Annotated in this window: 14 protein-coding genes and 1 riboswitch; of the genes, 8 read left to right on the forward strand and 6 right to left on the reverse strand. The window is 59.3% G+C overall.

The annotated features are described in order from the left end of the window. Nucleotides 1-115 precede the first annotated feature (115 nt). A riboswitch (cobalamin riboswitch) is annotated at nucleotides 116-319 on the reverse strand. 60 nt (nucleotides 320-379) lie between these two features. Both ACF8YQ_RS14255 and ACF8YQ_RS14260 read right to left on the reverse strand, forming a co-directional pair. Further along, on the reverse strand, nucleotides 380-586 hold the full coding sequence (locus ACF8YQ_RS14255) for a helix-turn-helix transcriptional regulator (protein ID WP_396621782.1): 207 nt from the start codon (nucleotides 584-586) through the stop codon (nucleotides 380-382). Beyond that, on the reverse strand, nucleotides 550-1,026 hold the full coding sequence (locus ACF8YQ_RS14260; protein ID WP_396621783.1) for an AraC family transcriptional regulator ligand-binding domain-containing protein: 477 nt from the start codon (nucleotides 1,024-1,026) through the stop codon (nucleotides 550-552). The genes ACF8YQ_RS14255 and ACF8YQ_RS14260 overlap by 37 nt, the downstream gene beginning before the upstream one ends. 71 nt (nucleotides 1,027-1,097) lie before the next feature. Between ACF8YQ_RS14260 and ACF8YQ_RS14265 the strand changes: the two genes are divergently transcribed. Continuing rightward, nucleotides 1,098-1,286 (forward strand): hypothetical protein, encoded by a 189-nt coding sequence (locus tag ACF8YQ_RS14265; protein ID WP_224851416.1) that lies wholly within the window; start codon nucleotides 1,098-1,100, stop codon nucleotides 1,284-1,286. Between the two features lie 158 nt (nucleotides 1,287-1,444). On the opposite strand, the gene ACF8YQ_RS14270 is transcribed toward ACF8YQ_RS14265, so the two are convergent. Then, a complete protein-coding gene (locus ACF8YQ_RS14270; RefSeq protein ID WP_396621784.1) occupies nucleotides 1,445-2,776 on the reverse strand; it encodes a ferric reductase-like transmembrane domain-containing protein in 1,332 nt (443 codons plus the stop codon). A gap of 202 nt (nucleotides 2,777-2,978) precedes the next feature. On the opposite strand from ACF8YQ_RS14270, the gene ACF8YQ_RS14275 reads away from it, so the two are divergent. From ACF8YQ_RS14275 to ACF8YQ_RS14290, 4 genes are read left to right on the forward strand one after another with little or no spacing between them, the layout of a single operon-like run. After that, a complete protein-coding gene (locus tag ACF8YQ_RS14275; RefSeq protein ID WP_396621785.1) occupies nucleotides 2,979-3,617 on the forward strand; it encodes a TetR/AcrR family transcriptional regulator in 639 nt (212 codons plus the stop codon). Further along, nucleotides 3,601-4,923 carry an efflux RND transporter periplasmic adaptor subunit gene (locus ACF8YQ_RS14280; protein ID WP_396621786.1) on the forward strand — a complete coding sequence of 441 codons (1,323 nt, stop codon included), beginning with the start codon at nucleotides 3,601-3,603 and terminating at the stop codon, nucleotides 4,921-4,923. Before ACF8YQ_RS14275 ends, ACF8YQ_RS14280 begins: the two co-directional genes overlap by 17 nt. Then, entirely contained in the window at nucleotides 4,920-8,021 is a 3,102-nt protein-coding gene (locus ACF8YQ_RS14285) for an efflux RND transporter permease subunit (protein WP_396621787.1), read from the forward strand. Before ACF8YQ_RS14280 ends, ACF8YQ_RS14285 begins: the two co-directional genes overlap by 4 nt. A gap of 48 nt (nucleotides 8,022-8,069) precedes the next feature. Beyond that, nucleotides 8,070-8,540: a cytochrome c gene (locus ACF8YQ_RS14290; RefSeq protein ID WP_224851421.1), complete on the forward strand. Its 471-nt coding sequence runs from the start codon at nucleotides 8,070-8,072 to the stop codon at nucleotides 8,538-8,540. Here the strand turns inward: ACF8YQ_RS14290 and ACF8YQ_RS14295 are convergent. After that, nucleotides 8,522-9,436 carry a U32 family peptidase gene (locus ACF8YQ_RS14295; RefSeq protein WP_396621788.1) on the reverse strand — a complete coding sequence of 305 codons (915 nt, stop codon included), beginning with the start codon at nucleotides 9,434-9,436 and terminating at the stop codon, nucleotides 8,522-8,524. The two genes, ACF8YQ_RS14290 and ACF8YQ_RS14295, sit on opposite strands and share 19 nt — an antisense overlap. Before the next feature lie 12 nt (nucleotides 9,437-9,448). Then, nucleotides 9,449-10,444: a peptidase U32 family protein gene (locus ACF8YQ_RS14300; RefSeq protein WP_396621789.1), complete on the reverse strand. Its 996-nt coding sequence runs from the start codon at nucleotides 10,442-10,444 to the stop codon at nucleotides 9,449-9,451. A gap of 284 nt (nucleotides 10,445-10,728) precedes the next feature. Here ACF8YQ_RS14300 and ACF8YQ_RS14305 point away from each other — a divergent pair, with 284 nt between their 5' ends. Next, nucleotides 10,729-12,747, forward strand: coding sequence for a methyl-accepting chemotaxis protein (locus ACF8YQ_RS14305; RefSeq protein ID WP_396621790.1), 2,019 nt, complete (start codon nucleotides 10,729-10,731; stop codon nucleotides 12,745-12,747). A gap of 77 nt (nucleotides 12,748-12,824) precedes the next feature. Here ACF8YQ_RS14305 and hemN read toward each other — a convergent pair whose 3' ends face one another. Further along, on the reverse strand, nucleotides 12,825-14,234 hold the full coding sequence (gene hemN / locus ACF8YQ_RS14310) for an oxygen-independent coproporphyrinogen III oxidase (protein ID WP_396621791.1): 1,410 nt from the start codon (nucleotides 14,232-14,234) through the stop codon (nucleotides 12,825-12,827). A 177-nt stretch (nucleotides 14,235-14,411) separates the two neighbouring features. Here hemN and ACF8YQ_RS14315 point away from each other — a divergent pair, with 177 nt between their 5' ends. Together ACF8YQ_RS14315 and ACF8YQ_RS14320 are read left to right on the forward strand one after the other, a co-directional pair. Then, complete coding sequence (locus ACF8YQ_RS14315; RefSeq protein WP_396621792.1) at nucleotides 14,412-15,944, forward strand: cryptochrome/photolyase family protein; 1,533 nt, start codon at nucleotides 14,412-14,414, stop codon at nucleotides 15,942-15,944. A 77-nt stretch (nucleotides 15,945-16,021) separates the two neighbouring features. Then, nucleotides 16,022-17,272, forward strand: a complete 1,251-nt coding sequence (locus ACF8YQ_RS14320) for a hypothetical protein (protein WP_396621793.1) — start codon at nucleotides 16,022-16,024, stop codon at nucleotides 17,270-17,272. Nucleotides 17,273-17,286 lie beyond the last annotated feature (14 nt).

Below are 17,286 nucleotides of genomic sequence, written 5' to 3' on the forward strand. Positions count from 1 at the left end.
CCTCCTGGAAGCGCGTCAGGTTGTTGCAATAGGTACAGCAACGTTCGCGAAGACAGGAGGACAGGCACGGGCGAATACCCGAGACATGATCAGCTGTTCACCCTGAATCGCGAAGGTGCAGTGCTTGTGCCCTGGCAGGTCTTCGGACTCAGGGGCGTGAGCCTTCCGGCTCTGCCTTACGTAGCGACTTCCCGGCTTGCGCCAGTGTCATCATGCCACGTTCGTTCCCCAATACCGCTGCGCGTCAGTTCCGGATTCTCACCGGATTCCTTGCCACAAACACAACATGTTGTGGCTTACCAAGACAAGAGCACTATATACGCCAATAAATCTGGATTCAAGGAAATCCTGCAGGCTCTTGTCACTTTCACAGAATGGATTAAAAAGAGGGAGGAGGCACTCGGTAAACGCTTGGCGCCACGCCCTGCCATCGTTTGAATGCCTGGGAAAACGTAGAGGTATCACTGAATCCCAGCCGGAGTGCAATGTCACTGATGGTCAGATCACTCGGCTGCAACAGCCGGCAGGCCTCAGCATTGCGGTACTGCTCTAACAGCTCCCGAACCAACAAGGCAGCCGCCACCATATCCCGCGCCAGCACAAACTGGCTGACCTCCGGTTCCAGAGGTGGTGGCGTGAAACACAAAAATCCTTATCGCCTTCTTCCCGGTATTCGATACCACTGAACGCATAGGTCAGCGGCAGATAGTTCAGGGCCAGTGACAATGCCTGTGCCGCCGTGTTGCAGCACACCAGACCATAGCCCCACAAACCATAGGCAGAAAAGTGGTAGTGATCGCCAAGAGCCGCCGCATGGCTTTGCGCATCCGGCACCTGAGCCAGAATGTTCGCGACCAGGCGCAGCTCCTGGCGAGCCAGAATGTCGGTATTGGGATTATTGAGGTCACCCTCGGCCAGCCCTGTTCCTGCCAGTAGCCGTGTCACACTGGCGCCCTGCGCCTGAAAGAAATCCACCATCAGCCGGGCACTGGTTATTCCGCGCCGATATTCGTCGAAGCAGCTCATGGAATGTCCCCAGCCCGGAGTCAACGTAGTCTGAACCAAACCACAAAAACAATAACCACAGGTACATCAAGATGAGCCAAGCTGCTGAAGACCGCGCAGACTTGGAGCTGTTTCTGGACGAAGCCAGGCGCTTTGTTCACAACCGCCTTCAGCTGGCACCGCTATGCACTCGCCGTCGCCAGCTACAACGAAACCGGCATCGCCCTGGTCACGCCACCGCCAAGAAGGCCCCGGGGGCATTACCGCCGACCTGGAGTTGACGCCCGGAGAGCCCTCACTGGAAACGCCCGAGCGCTTCTGGATTCCAGAGCTCGCCTGGCGCTTCCGGTTCTTCTGGCAGCAGCAGAACTGGTGTGGGCGTAATCTGTATCAGAAAGCTCGGAAGCAAGGCTGGCTCCAGCACCAGTAAGTGCAGCCCTCAACGCATATCAAAAAACTCCCGGTGCATCCGCCGGGCCGGCATACCCCATTTCCGGAACTGGTTGAACAGCGTATTGGCCAGCCCCACCGGGCCGCAGTACCACAGGCTGGCGTTCTGCCAGTCGGGTACCGCATCCCGGATTTCCTCCGGCGTCAGCCGGCCTTCGGTGCGGCTGCATCGAATGACCAGGTTCACGCCCGCGGCTTCCGCATCTGCCCGCAACTTGGCCAGGGCCTCCTCGCTGACATCCGCGGTAGGATGGAACAGGTAAACGGTGCGATTGTCAGGACAACCCGCCAAGCGTCCCATCCGGGCAATAAATGGCGTAATACCAATACCCGCCCCTACCCAGATCTGGGTGCGGCAATCATCTTCAAAATCAAAGCCGCCATAGGGCCCCTCCAACGCAACCGGCATACCCTCGCAGATCCGGCGGCTGGCCCGGCGGGTGTGGTCGCCCAGTTCCTTGACCACAAACTTCAGGCACCGGGTTTCCGGGTTCCAGTCTGATGCAATGGTGTAAGGGTGCGGGCCTTCCGCCGCATCCGAGGTGATAAAGGCAAACTGCCCGGGGTTATGGCCAGACCAACCCTGCGTTAGCTTCACCAGAAATTCGAAAACTTTCAGGTCCGGATATCGGGTGACCGAAACCACCTCCCCCGGCACCTTCCGAACCTTGCCCGGCCAGCCAAGCAGAAGTAAAACCGCTGCGATACTGCCGGCGACAACAGCGAACTGGGTCAGCCAGCCAATCGGCGCCGCCCAATAATCAAACTTCATCAGGATAAAGCTGTGCCAGGCCAGGGGCAGAAAAGCCACCGCCAGCAGTTTGTGAGTTTTACGAAACAGGTGGTAAGGAAAGGCTTTTACCAATGCCAGCACAATCAATACGGCCGCGGCGTAGAAAGCCCATTCTCCCAGGGTTTCTGCCAGCCCCCGCTGCCCCCTGAACCAGGCTTCCAGGCCGGCGAGTTGCTGTCCCGCCCCTTTGCCGGCCGGCTTCTCCAGCCAGCCCCAGCCCACCATCCACTTGGTGCCCTTGGCCCACCACCAATGCAACGTAGCCAGCACCAGTGAACCAATGCCCAGCCATTTGTGCAGCCGGTACACCTTGTCCAGGCCACCAACCCAACGCTCCAGAACCCGGAGCCGCAGTGCCAGCACCAACGCAACTGCCATCATCACTACGGCCAGAATGCCGGAAAACTGCACAAACACCGACCGGAACGGGAAGTAAGCAAACGGGCTCACCCAAAGGCTATCGGCTGCGAACCAGACAACACTGACGACTGCAACCAGCCCCCAGAAAAACAACGGAATACGCGACATGACAATTTCCTCTGCGTCGCCATCAACAAATAGCAAACTACGCTTACCACCGATCGTAATGCTTGAGGTAAATCAAACCGGATGGCCTTTACACGGTTTTTACCTACACCCTGAACCATGACTAGCCCACCTTGTTTCTTGCGTAATCGGCAACCACCTACCAGAATAAAGCAATTGATTACTTTCTTTCAGGGAAGCTCCAATGGCAACCACAAAAGCGCCCGAAAAACGAACCTACCAAAGCACCGAACTGCGCCAGTCCGCCACTATCGAGGCGGTCGTCCAGCTGTGTGCCGAACAGGACCCGGCCACCCTGACCACCGCCCGGATTGCCGATGAAGTGGGGCTGTCGCAGGGTGCGCTGTTCAAGCATTTCCCGAACAAAAGCCGGTTGTGGGAATCCGTGGCAGGCTGGGTCTCGGAGCAACTGACCAGCCAGGTGTTCCGGGAGGCGGACCGGCACGAACACGCTGATCAGGCCCTGGAAGCCATGTTTCGCGCCCATGTGGGCTTTATCGCCCGACACCCGGGCATTCCCCGTCTGATGCTGGGTGAGCTGCAAAAACCCGGCAATGGCCCGGCCAAAACCATCATTCGCCAGACCCTTGCCCGCTACCGCAAAAAGGTGGTCGGTTTACTGCAGCTCGGCATCGAACAGGGTCGCATAGCCGCCGGTATCGATACCGAAGCGGCGGCGGTGTTGTATCTGGGCGCCATTCAGGGGCTGGTGGTTCAGGGCATGGTCAGCGGCGAGATTGCCACCCTTGAGCAGACCGCCCCCCGAATCTTCAAACTTTACAGCGCCAGTTTTCAGGAGATGAGCAATGACCCGGAAAAATAAACTGACGCTGGCGCTGGCCCTGATTGCCGGCATTGCCTTTGTGGTCATCATGGTAAAGCTGAAACAACCCCCGGAAAGGGGCGAGGCTCAAGCAACTGCGACGCCGGTGCGGATTATGGAAATCACTCCCCGTAAGTTCCGTACCGAAGCCCGCGGCTATGGTCAGGTGCTGCCGGCCCGAAGCTGGAATGCGGTGGCCAATGTGGGTGGCCGGGTTATCTGGAAACACCCGGAGCTGGAGAGCGGCAATATCATCTCAGAGGGCACGCGGCTACTTGAGATCGACCCGACCCGCTATGAACTGGCCGAAGCCTCCGCCAAGGCCGACCTGGCTGGCATTGAAGCGGAGCTGCGACAACTGGACCAGGAAGAACGCAATACCGGCGAGTTACTCAAGCTGGAAGAACACCGGTTAACACTGGCACGGCGGGAGCTGGACCGGGCTGAAACCCTGGTGGCGCGGGGTGCCCTGTCGCAAACCCGCTACGACGAGCAACAACGGGCCACCCTGCAACAGGAGCAGGCAGTCCAGACCCTGCGCAACCAGCAGAACCTGATTCCTGCCAGGCGGGAGACCCTGCAAGCCCGTATGGCCAGAACCGAGTCTGCCCTGGCCAGTGCCCGGGAAGACCTGGACGACACCCGTTTTGAAGCGCCCTGGGATCTCCGTGTCCACCAGGCCGACATCGACACTGGCCAGCATGTCAGCCCCGGGCAGACGCTGTTTATTGCCGACGACATCACCCGCGCCGAAGCCACCGTGCAGCTGGAAGTGGCGGAACTGCGCCGGGTGCTGTCGCAGCTGTCCGGGAGCAGCCTGCCGGAAACCGGCTCCAACAACCGCTTCGCCGACTTTCATGACCAATTACCCCTGGACGACCTGGATATCCGGGTAACCCCCACCAACATTCCGGATGCCCACTGGCCGGGCAAACTCACCCGGGTCACCAGCAGCCTGGACCAGGCCACCCGCACCGTTCAGGCCGTTATTTCTGTAGACGAACCCTACCGAAACGCCAACCCGCCGGCACGCCCGCCCCTGGTCCGCAACATGTTTGTGCAGGCCAGCATTACCGCGCAGACTCCCGAGCCGGTCATCGTCATCCCCGCCAGCGCGGTGCATCAGGGCATGGTGTACCTTGCCGATGAGGACAACCGCCTGCAACGCCAGCCCGTGTCTGTCGCCTGGCAACAAGGTGAAGATGTCATTATCGATGACGGACTGGCACCGGGAGGCCGGCTGGTTCTGGATGACCTGGTTCCTGCCATCGACGGCACCCTGCTGGCCCCGGGAGATCAGCCATGATCCGCTGGTTCGCGGGGCACCCGACCGCCGGTAACCTGCTGCTGATCCTGATTCTGGCCGTGGGTCTGTTCGCCGCGCCCAATCTGACCCGGGAAACCTTCCCCGACTACCTGCCGCCGGAAGTCAGCATCACCATGGAATACCGGGGTGCCACCGCTGCGGATGTGGAGGAAGCCATCTGCCAGCGACTGGGCGAAGCGCTGCAGCGGGTGGATTACATGAAGGAGGTTTCCTGCACCGCCCGGGATAACCAGGCCCAGACCATTGCCAGCATGGAACCCCGGGGCGATATGGGCCGGTTCCTGGATGATATCCGCACGGAAATCGAAGCCCTGACCGACCTGCCCGAAGAGGCCGAAGACCCGGTCATCCGGGAGCTTTACCGCACCAGCCTGGTCGCGGCCATCGCGGTGTACGGGCCCATGAGTTTCTCTCACCTGGAGGCCTACACCAGCCAGCTGGAAGACCGCCTGTTCGCCATGGAAGGGGTGGCCGATGTGATTCCCGTGGGCCTGTCCCAGCGCCAGTGGCACATCGAAGTGTCCCGGGACCTGCTGCGCCAGTACGGCCTCGGCGTACGCGACATAGCCCGGGCCATCAATAGCCAGAACCTGGACATGCCCCTGGGCACTATCGAGACCGACAGCCAGGACATCCAGCTGCGGTTTGTGGATGAACGCCGTTCCCTGCAGGCCCTGGCCGAACTGCCGGTTATCGGTGGAGCAGCCGGCGCTGTGCTGACGCTGGGCGACATTGCCACCATCACCGAGGCCCACGAACGGGAGGAGGAACGGGTGGATTTCAACGGCCAGCGCGCCATCGTTCTGGAGATCCACAAAAACCGCCATGACGATGCCCTGCGGGTGATGGATTCCCTGGAAGCCTTTATCGACGAGGAAAAGGCCCGCCGTGGCGGCAATGTCGAGCTGGAAATCACCCAGAACATGACCTCCATCGTCGAAGACCGCCTGCAAATGCTGGTAGGCAACGGCATCACCGGCCTGCTGCTGGTGGGTCTGGTGATGGCCCTGTTCTTCCGCCCCCGCCTTGCCTTCTGGGCCCTGTTTGGCCTGCCCGCTGCCTTTGCCGGGGCCTTTGTAGTAATGGCCCTCACCGGCCTGTCCCTGAACATGATTACCCTGGTGGCACTGCTGATGGCCATCGGTATTGTGATGGACGATTCGGTGGTGATCACCGACAACATTGCCCAGTGGCACGCCGACGGCAACAGCCCGCTGGAGGCGGCCGCCAAAGGAACCCAGGAGATCCTGCCCGGGGTGCTGTCCTCCTTCCTGACCACGGTGTCCGTGTTCATCCCGCTGGCGTTTCTGGCCGGAGAGCTGGGAGCGGTGCTGGAGGTACTGCCAGTGGTGCTGATTGCCGCCCTGGCCGCCTCGCTGATCGAAGCCTTCTGGATACTGCCTCACCACCTGAAAAGCGGCCTGGGCAAAAGGCGCGAGAAGGCCCCTTCCCGCTTTCGTTCCGCCTTCGACAACGGTTTTGAAAACGTCCGGGAGAAAGTGGGGCAACTGGCCGACCGCGCCATCCGGTTCCGCTACGGCGTACTGGCCGCCATGCTGCTGACACTGCTGGGTTCGGTGGGGCTGATGGCCGGCGGCCATGTGCGCATGGAAGCCATGCCGGAAATCGACGGCGATGTACTCGAAGCCCGGGTACTGATGCCCCAGGGCACCCCCCTGCACCAGACCCGGGCCATTACCGAACGCATCACTTCGGCCATGCTCCGGCTCAACGAGGAATACACGCCAGACCAGCCCGACCAGCAAGCACTGGTACAGAACATCCAGACCCGCTTCAACCAGCACGCCGGTGCCGGTGAAAAAGGCGCCCACGTGGCCACGGTGATGGCCGATTTGCTGACCGCAGAACTGCGCACTGTGGACCTGGCCACCCTCACCGACCGCTGGTACGAAGAGATCGGTGAGATACCCGGCCTGATTGCCCTGAACATCCAGGAGCCCGGATTCGGCCCCGCCGGCATTCCGATCGAAATCCGCCTGCAAGGCAGCGACCTGGGTGAACTAAAAGCCGCTGCCCGGTACCTGGGTGCCGAAGTCGCCCGCTACAACGGCACCTTCAACGTGCTGGATGACCTTCGGCCCGGCAAGCCCCAGCGCATACTGTCACTGAACGACACAGCACTGTCGCTCGGATTGACGGCATCCGACGTGGCCAGCCAGGTTCGCACCGGCTTGCTCGGTGATATCGTGGATACCGTACAGATTGGAGACCAGCACATAGAAATCCTGCTGCGCCAGACCAGCGCTGAACGCAACACACGGCAATTCCTGGAAGATACGGTGATCACCACCGGCAAAGGCCAGATGGTGCCGCTGCGGGAAGTGGCCACCATCACCGAGGAACGGCAATGGTCGCAGGTCACCCGCATTGACGGCCTGCGCACGGTGACGGTCTCGGCCGATGTCAACGGCCGGAAGACCAATGCCGATGCCATTATCACCGACCTTCAGAACACGGTATTCCCAGAGCTGCGCGAACAATGGCCGGAGGTCACCCTGCAGGTGGAAGGTCAGACCGCCCGCTCCCGGGAAACCGGCCAGTCCATCGCCCGGGGGTTGCTGATCGGGCTGCTGGGAATTTTCCTGATCCTGTCGTTCCAGTTCCGCAGTTACCTGGAACCGATCATCGTGATGCTGGCCATCCCGGTGGCCTTTATGGGAGCCGTGTGGGGCCACATGCTGATGGGCTATAACCTGTCTATGCCCTCGCTGATCGGAGCCGCCTCACTGGCCGGGATTGTCGTGAACAACGCCATTCTGCTGGTGCAGTTCATCAAGAGTTACCGGGAACAGGGCATGAACGCGCGGGAAGCGGCCGGTGCCGCCAGCCGTGCCCGGTTCCGGGCGATCCTGATTACCACCAGCACCACCGTCGCCGGCATGCTGCCCCTGCTGGCAGAAACCAGTACCCAGGCCATGGCGGTGATTCCGCTGGTGATCTCGTTGGTGTTCGGCTTGCTGGTGTCCACCGTGCTGATCCTGGCGGCCTTGCCAGCGCTCTATGCCATTCTTGAGGACCTGGGGTGGGCCAGAGCGCCGCTCCCTGACAAAGCCTAGCCCCACTGCTATGGTGTCTAAAACCTGCAAGTAAAAGGAGTCAATAAAATGATGACCAGAAGTGGAAATTTGCTGACAGCCTTACTGCTGGGCCTGTCACTCTCAACCGGCTCAATGGCGGCAGAGCCCGTCACCCCCAAGCTCACTGACAAACTGAGCCAGCTGTTAAAGGAAGAAATGCGCTCGGTACAGGCTGCGATGACCGCGATTCATTCTGCCATGGTCATGGGGCAGCATGAGACTGTCGCGGAAAATGCCCAACGGATCCACGACAGCTTTATCCTTGCGCAATCCATGACGGACCAGGACCGAAAGGACCTGATGTCCGCAGTGCCCGAAGATTTCGTAAAACTGGACCAGGAATTTCACGAGCTGTCCGCCTCACTGGCAGAGGCCGGCCGAAACGAGAACACCGAACAACAGCAAAAACTGTTTGGCGAGATGACACGAAACTGCATCCAGTGCCACAGCACTTACGTTTCCGACCGTTTCCCGGGCGTTCAACCCATCGACGACTGAGCCGTTTCAGGCACCAGGTCCATCCCCGGCTTGCCATACCAGTACCCGTTGCAGGGTGGTGCTTCCACCAGCTGCAGCGGGTCGGCGACCGGCACTTCCCCCCGGCGTACCTGATCAAAGCGTTTGACCACTTGTTCCATCCCTTGATGCTCCGGGCTCAGTCGCACGGTACTGACACCCATACGCTCCATCTCCGGTAGTTCCCGCATCAGGTCGTAGCGCGAGCCGGAGAGTGTGGAAATGCCATTGATCCGGAACAGTTCCTGGCTTTCCCGGGAGCGCAGCTCCATGCCATCCGGATGTTCCAGGCAACGGAACTCGCAGTTGTCCTTGGGAAGGTTGTAATGGCGGGCAGTGAAGCAGCGGGAAGACCAAGCCAGCGGCAGGAAGCCCCAGGAGAACACCTCCGCAGGCAGATCCAGGCCTTCAGCCTTCAGCTCGTTGATCAGCTGTTCCAGGGTTTCCTTGCCCAGTTCCACCGGCAGGTTCCAGCCCTGCAGGCCCTGCCTGGCCAGGATTTTCAGGGTGGCCACGTTGTAGATGTTCATGGACGGGCCGGTGATAAACGGAATCTTGTTGCGAATCGCCACCTGCAGGGCGCTCTGGTCGTTAGCCTCTACCAGAAATTCATCCTGCTCACAGAAACGACGAAGGCGCCGAAGATCCGCTTCGGATTCAATCAAGGTCAGGGTGGAAAGCACTACATTTTTGCCGCAGGCCTTCAGGTCCCGGGCCAGCTCGAGCCAGTCATCGGGTTTCAGCTCACGCCGGCGGGAGCAAACGACCTCCCCCAGGTAGATGGTGTCAACCGGCCATTCAGCGGCTTTGGCGTAAAAATCGAAAACACTCTGCTTGGACCAGAACCAGAGGATCGGGCCCAGGGATAGCTTCATCATGATCGCAGAACCTTATTTCCACTTGCGATGGTAGGCGCCGATGGTGGTCAGGCCGCCTTCGGAAAGACCGGACAGGGTATTGCGCCACTCGGGCTCAACCTGAAACGATCCGGGGTGAGCGCCCAGTTCGTCCAGTGCCTGGCGCCAGGTGCGGGCGACATCGGCAATGTAGGCCGGGCTGCGCTGCCGGCCTTCAATTTTTACTGCGCTGATACCCAGCTCCTGCAATTCCGGCAAAAGATCCATGGTGTTCAGGCTGACCGGCTCTTCGATGGCGTGGTAAACGCTGCCCTCAACCTCGAAGCGGCCTTTGCACAGGGTGGGGTACCCGGCGGATTCACCGGGGCCGTACCGGTCAATCAGCACGTCATTCAGGCGCGACTCCAGTCCCTGCGGTGTTTCCTGCCAGCGCACAGCCTTTGCGGGAGAACAGGCACCCCGGGTATTTGGAGATTCATCGGTCAGATAGGAGGATAAATAGCACCGCCCTTCCGCCATGATGCAAAGACTGCCGAAGGCGAACACCTCCAGCTCTACCGGGCTGTGTTTTGCCACGCCCCTGACCTGATCAAGCGACAGCACCCGGGGCAGCACCGCACGGCGAATATCGAAGTTGTCCTTATAGAAAGACAAGGCCTCGTAGCTGGTGGCAGAACCCTGTACCGAAAGGTGCCTGGGGATATGGGGGTATCGATTGGCGGCATAATCCAGCAAGCCCATATCAGCCAGAATGATGGCGTCTACGCCCATGCCGGCAGCGCGATCAACGGCCCCCTTCCACTGCTCCCAGCCATCCGGTTGGGGGTAAGTGTTGATAGCACAGAATACTCTGCTATTTTTTGAGTGAGCATACTCAATACCTTCGGCGGCACGCTTGTCGTTGAAGTTCAAACCGGCAAACTGCCGGGCGTTGGTACTGTCCCGGAATCCGAAATAGACCGCATCGGCTCCGTTGTCTACGGCAGTTTTGAGAGCGGGCAGGCTACCGGCAGGGCAGACAAGTTCCATGGTTATCTCCGCTGAAAATCTTGCAGCACCATACCGCCTCAAGCCCTTGACCACCTTGACCTTTGTCAGCGGAATCACAGGTTTCAGAACACCCTTATACCCCTTTATGAGTACTCATACGAAGAAACCGATAGGCGGCTAAAGTTCTCTGAAAACAGATCGTTAACACGATGAAACATAAGGTGAAAACGTATTACCTACCTCTGAAATAGCCCTTTTGGCGAGTAGCGATGTGTCGCAGGCTTGTCCAGAATTAACCAACTGTTATCAGCAAGGATCTGGCCATGAACCTCATCAACAACCTTTCAATGCGGAGCAAGCTCATTACCCTCGTTCTGCCAGCATTACTCGTCATCGTATTCTTCGCTGGCACAAGCATTACCCGCAATGCCGAAGACCTCGCCAACACACGGCAGCTTCAGGACATGGTCAGCCTGGCCAAACTGGGTGATCCGGTAATAGAGGCACTGCAGAGAGAGCGTGGCCGTTCGGCCATTGTGCTGTCGAGTGCTGCCGGTTCCAACGAAGAACAACAGGCTAAACGCACCCTGGACACCCAGCGCTCACAAACCGATGATCGCCTGCGCAGCTATCGGGATGGACTCGACACTTTGATGGCAGATGCTGAGTTTGACAGCGCTATCGCATCAAGCCTCTCCCGCTTTGAACAGCAAATCAGCAGCCTGTCAAAACTCCGGTCGGAGGTCGACAATCGCAGCTTGAATGGAGCCGACTCCGCTACGCAGTACACCAAACTGATCATGGAAGTGGTCAATCGGGTTCCCCTGCTGGTACGCCGCGCCACTGACCCAGAGCTCGCCCGCCAGATCAACGCATACTTCGCGCTGGCACAGGCTGCCGAAATGGCAGGTCGGGAGCGAGCCGCAGGCTCTGGCCTGATCCGCAGCGGCGACTTTGACCTGAGCCTGACCGGCCGCACTACCGCGCTTGCCGGGCAACAGGACTCGTACCTTCGTACCGCAACAGCCATGATGGCCTCGGGCTCCGAACTTCGTAATCAGCTGGAAGGCTTTGGGGCAACGGCGGAGCACCGCAACCTTCTGGCCCAACGGGAAACACTGTTGAGCAGCCCCTCGGGCATGTACGCCCTGGACGCCACCGACTGGTTTAACGCTACAACTGCTCGCATTGACACCATCAACTCCATCCGCAACCAAAGCCTGACACACGTTGAGGTTCTGGCCCAGGATTCTGTATCAGCCGCCAGAACCAACCTCATCGTGGCCTCAGCCATTGCCGCCGGCGCGGTGCTGGTGGTCATCCTTTTGATGATGATCATCATCCATGCAATCCACAAGCAAGTGCATCAGCTGCTCTCCGGCGTTCGCTTTGCCATGGACAATAAAGACCTCACCCATAAAGTTCCGGTGACCAGCAACGACGAAACCGGTACTATTGCGCGCGCCATCAACGACCTGTTCGCACGATTCAGCGATGCGCTGCTGCAAATTGACAAGGCCAGCGTTCAACTGGCCACGGCTACCGAGGAAACCAGCTCGACCGCTGGCCAGAACTCCAACCAGGTCCGGAGCCAGCAGCAACAAATCGAACAGGTGGCAGCGGCAACTGAGGAAATGTCGGCAACGTCCGAAGAAATTTCCCAGAACACCCAACAGGTGGCTGATGCGTCCAATCGCGCCATGGAGAAAAGCCAGACCGGCGAAAAGGTACTGCACGACAGTGTGACCCGAATCCGCTCCCTGGCCGAATCCGTTCAGGAAGTGAATCAGGTCATCGAGGAACTGGAAGAACGCAGCACCACCATCAGTGATGTGGTGGATGTGATCCGCAAAGTGGCGGACCAGACCAACCTGCTGGCACTGAATGCGGCTATTGAAGCAGCCCGTGCCGGTGAGCATGGGCGTGGCTTTGCAGTGGTAGCCGATGAGGTTCGAACTCTGGCCCAGCAGACCCACGAGTCCACCACCCAGATTGAAGACATTATTAACGGATTCAAGAACATTACCGACAGCGCCAGCCGCTCAATCATCGCCAGCCACAAGCTGGCCAATGAGACCAGCGAACAGGCCTCCGAGATGGAAAAAACCTTTGGCGAGATCCTGATGGACGTAAACAGCATCTCCGACATGGCCACCCAGATTGCCACCGCGTCAGAACAGCAGGTAGCCGTTACCCGAGAACTGGCGGGCAATATGGAGTCGGTCAGCGAAGCCGCCATCCTGACCCTGACCGGTTCCCAGGAAATCACTCAGGTCACCCAGGAACAGGCGCGGCTCGCCCGCCAGCTGCAGGATCTGGCCAATGAGTTCAAAGTGGCCTGACCCGAAAACACCCCCCGTTCAACGCAAGAGGGCTGCCAGATGGCAGCCCTCTTGCGTTTGTGCCCATTGTTCTCCGGTCAGATAATCCTGGAGAACCGCTGGCTCGCCCCTTCCTTCCGGTAAAGATCGAAAATCTGGCAAATGGCCCGAATCAGCAACCGGCCGGCCGGCTGAACCTGCAGCAATGAGCCAGAGTCTGCAATCAGCTCGTCCTGGATCATCGGCTTCAGGCGGTTCATTTCATCCGCGAAATAGCGGTCAAAATCTTCATTCCACTGTTCGGCAAACTGCTTGCGATCGAGCCGGAACTGGCAGATCAGCTGACCGATCACCCAGCGGCGGATGCGGTCGTCGCGGGTCAGGCCCACGCCGCGAATAATCGCCAGCTGGCCAGCATCGATGGACGCCTCCCAGGACGGCAGGTCGTGGTTGTTCTGGAAGTAGGCATCGTCGGTCTGGCCGATGGCGGATACGCCCAGGGACACCAGGTCACAATCCGAGTGGGTGGTGTAGCCCTGGAAGTTTCGGTGCAGACGGCCTTCGCGCTGGGCCACCGCCAGACTGTCGTCCGGCTTGGCGAAGTGGTCCATGCCGATGTATTCGTAGCCGGCTTCCAGCAAACGGTTGATGGTGTTGTGCAGAATCGTCAGCTTCTGCTGGGGGCTCGGCAGGGTATCCGCCTGGATGCGGGTCTGCGGGTAGAACCGGTCCGGCAGATGCGCGTAGCTGAACACCGAGAGCCGGTCCGGCGACATCTCGATCACCGATTCCAGAGTTTCGGCAAAGCTGTCCGGGGTCTGGTACGGCAGGCCGTAGATCAGATCCAGGTTGATGGAACGGAAACCGATACGACGGGCTTCGTTCAAGACCGCCTCAGTCATGTCCCGGGGCTGGATACGGTTCACCGCTTTCTGCACTTCCGGGTTCACATCCTGAACGCCCAGGCTGATACGGTTAAAGCCCAGTTCCCACAGGGTAGACAGGGTATCTTCGTCCACTTCCCGGGGATCGATTTCCACGCTGTAGTCCCGATCATCGCCGGACTGCAGGTTAAACAGCTCACCGTAACCAGCCATCAGGTGCTGCATCACATCCCGGGGCAGGAAGGTGGGCGTGCCACCGCCCCAGTGCAACTGCTTGACCGGGCGGTCTGCACCGAACAGTTTCGACTGGATGGCCGCTTCTTTCAGCACCCGCTCCACATAGGGCATGGCCTTGTCACGCTTCTTGGTGATCACCTTGTTGCAGGCGCAGTAGTAGCACAGGTGCGCACAGAACGGCAGATGGGTATACAGCGAGATGGGTCCGCCAGCGGCCTTGCTGCGGCCAGCCGCCTTGACCATGTCTTCAATGGAATAGTTCGGGGTGAACTCCACTGCCGTGGGGTAAGACGTGTAGCGGGGGCCGCTCAGGTCATAGCGGCGGATGAGCGCCTCGTCCCAGATAAAAGCGGGCAGGTTGTTTGCTGCAGCAGTATCAGAAGCCATAGTAAAACTCTAACGTCGAATAGGATTGGCAAGCCGGAAAGCGCGGATTATGCCTGACCGGCGACAGTCACTGTTTGATGCGAATCAGCTGAGTGTACCAGCTTAACCAATGAACCACCCTTGCGCCCATGGCGTATTCTGCCTACCTCTAAAGGATAAACTCAGCCGGAGCCCGACATGGCCAATCTCATCCTGATTCTGGGCGATCAGCTCAGCCCCCGACTCTCTGCCCTGAATGGCGCAGACAAGGACAACGACCTGGTCGTGATGGCCGAGGTCCACAGTGAAGCCAGCTACACCAACCATCACAAGAAGAAGCTGGTGTTCATTTTCAGCGCCATGCGGCACTTTGCCGATGCACTGGAGGAGGATGGCTGGCGGGTTCACTATCAGCGCTATCACCCGGACAATCCGGCACAATCTATTGAACAGGTAATAGCGGAGCTGGTACGGGAGTGGCAACCGGAGCGAGTCATTACGACAGAATGTGGTGAGTGGCGTTTACACGAACAGATCAGCCGCTGGCACAAAGCACTGGGCATCCCCGTGGAAATCCGGCCAGATACCCGCTTCGTCTGCAAGATTAACGAGTTCGCCCGCTGGGCCGACGGCAAAAAGCAGCTGCGCATGGAATTCTTCTACCGGGAGATGCGCAAGAAAACCGGCCTGTTGATGACGCCAGATGGCCAGCCCGAAGGTGGCCACTGGAACTTTGACGCCGATAACCGCAAGAAATGGACCGGCAAGCCACCTGCTCCGACTCCGTTCCGGGAGGAGCCGGATGCCATCACCACCGAAGTGATCGAGCTGGTAAACGAATACTTTTCAGAACATTTCGGTACCACGGAAGATTTCCACTACGCCGTTACCGCCGGACAGGCGCTGGACGCGCTTGCCCACTTCATCGACTTCGCCCTGCCCTGCTTCGGCGACTACCAGGATGCCATGTCAGACAACGAAGACTGGCTGTTCCACTCCATCCTGTCCCCCTATCTCAACACCGGCTTGCTGGATCCCATGGAGGTGTGTGAAGAAGCGGTACGGGCCTGGCACGCCGGCCGGGCGCCGCTGAATGCTGTAGAAGGCTTTGTCCGCCAGATCATCGGCTGGCGGGAATTCGTGCGCGGCATCTACTGGCTGCTGATGCCCGATTACGCCCGGGAAAACCGTTTGGGCAACAGCCGTGAGCTGCCCTGGTTCTACTGGACCGGCGATACCAAGATGCGCTGCATGCACAAGGCCATCGACGCCACGGCCCGCAACGCCTATGCCCACCACATCCAGCGACTGATGGTCACCGGCAATTTTGCCCTCCTGGCCGGAGTGAAACCGGAGGCCATCTGTGACTGGTACCTGGCGGTGTATATCGACGCCTTCGACTGGGTAGAGCTGCCCAACACCCTGGGCATGGTGATGCACGCCGATGGCGGCTACCTGGGCTCCAAGCCCTATGCCGCCAGCGGCAAATACATCCAGCGCATGTCTGACCACTGCCAGAACTGCCACTACCGGGTGCAGGACGCCACCGGTGAAAACGCCTGCCCGCTCAACAGCCTGTACTGGCACTTCATTGACCGGCACCGGGAGGATTTTGCCGACAATCCCCGGATGACCATGATGTACCGCAACTGGGACAAACAGAAGCCAGAGCGGCGGGAAGCCCTGCTGGCAAGGGCCGACTGGGTTCTGGCCAATATGGAAACACTGTAATCCGACTACTCCGAATGAAGTACGGAAAAGCGGGATTATGACTGCTATGCTCTTGCCATTGTCAGCAATCTGGACGCTTGAGTACGCAGATGGATGCCCGCAGCCTGATTATCGGACTATGCCTTGTTCTGGCCTCGGTGACCGTGAGGGCAGACCACCGGGTGTTCAGCCTGTATACCTTTCTGGCGCCGCCTTACCAGTATACGGAACCCCAGATTCCCGTGGTGACAGGTGAAACCACTGAAACCATCCGTTGCGCCCTTAACAAGGCCGGATTTCAGGCCCGAATAAGCCTGATGCCCCAAAGCCGGGCCCGTTACTCGCTGGAACGCAATCTGGTGGACGGCTACTTTGCCGTCGGGCCATCCGAAGAAATGGATCAATCTGCCGTTCGGTCGCACCCGGTCGCCCTGGAGAAGTGGCACTGGTTCTTTACCGCCGAAACCAAACCGGATCCTGGCAAGGCAAGAATTGGTGTGGTCGGTGGCAGCAATGAAGCCATCTGGCTGGAAGAAAGTGGCCTGAAGCCGTTTATCACGGTCACCGGGGCTGAGCAGCTACCGGCACTGCTGGTACGAAAGCGCATTGATCTCGCCCTGATGGACCAGCGTGCCATGAAATATCTGCAAGACCAGAAATCCGGGGTAGATTGGTCACTGAATTCCGAATTTGTTCGGTATGCCCCTTTGCACCTGTATGTAAACCCTCGATTTGCGGAAGGCCACCCTCGCTTCCTGTCCGGATTTAACGAACATCTTGCCGGCTGTGCCATGCCAAGCATGCAACTGTCCGAACAGGAAGCAACAAAAGTTCAGGGGCTGGCGCAAGCGCTGATGGCGGATCTCTCCGGCATCATCAATCTGACCAATGCCATCTACCAGGGGCCGACCTACGACAACCTGACCGATATCCTGACCAAGGACACACTCTGGCAGGCGCTTGCACCCCACCATCCCACACCGCTGGCAGGGGAAATACTTGACCTGCCGGCTTCCCGGGCACTGGTAAACTGGCAGGCCAGCCATGCCCCACTCATAACTGAAGTCCTGCTGACCGACAAAGTCGGGGCGCTGGCCGCCATGAGCCGCCTGTCCTCAGACTACTGGCAGGGCGACGAACCCAAGGTTCAGGAAATCGTCTTGAAGACAGATACAGGTGTTGAGCGGAAAAGCGATATCTGGATATCACCCATCCTCTACGACACTTCCACCGCCCGTTTCCAGGTTACGGTCAGCTTTCCAGTGCCGCTGGAGGAACCCAACAACGGACTGGAAGGCGTGCTGGTACTCGGGCTCGACATCAAACACGCCCTCCATGGCCACCAATAATCAGAGCCTTAGCC

Source organism: Marinobacter sp. W-8, from assembly GCF_044342215.1.
In the GTDB taxonomy this organism is placed as follows: domain Bacteria; phylum Pseudomonadota; class Gammaproteobacteria; order Pseudomonadales; family Oleiphilaceae; genus Marinobacter; species Marinobacter nauticus.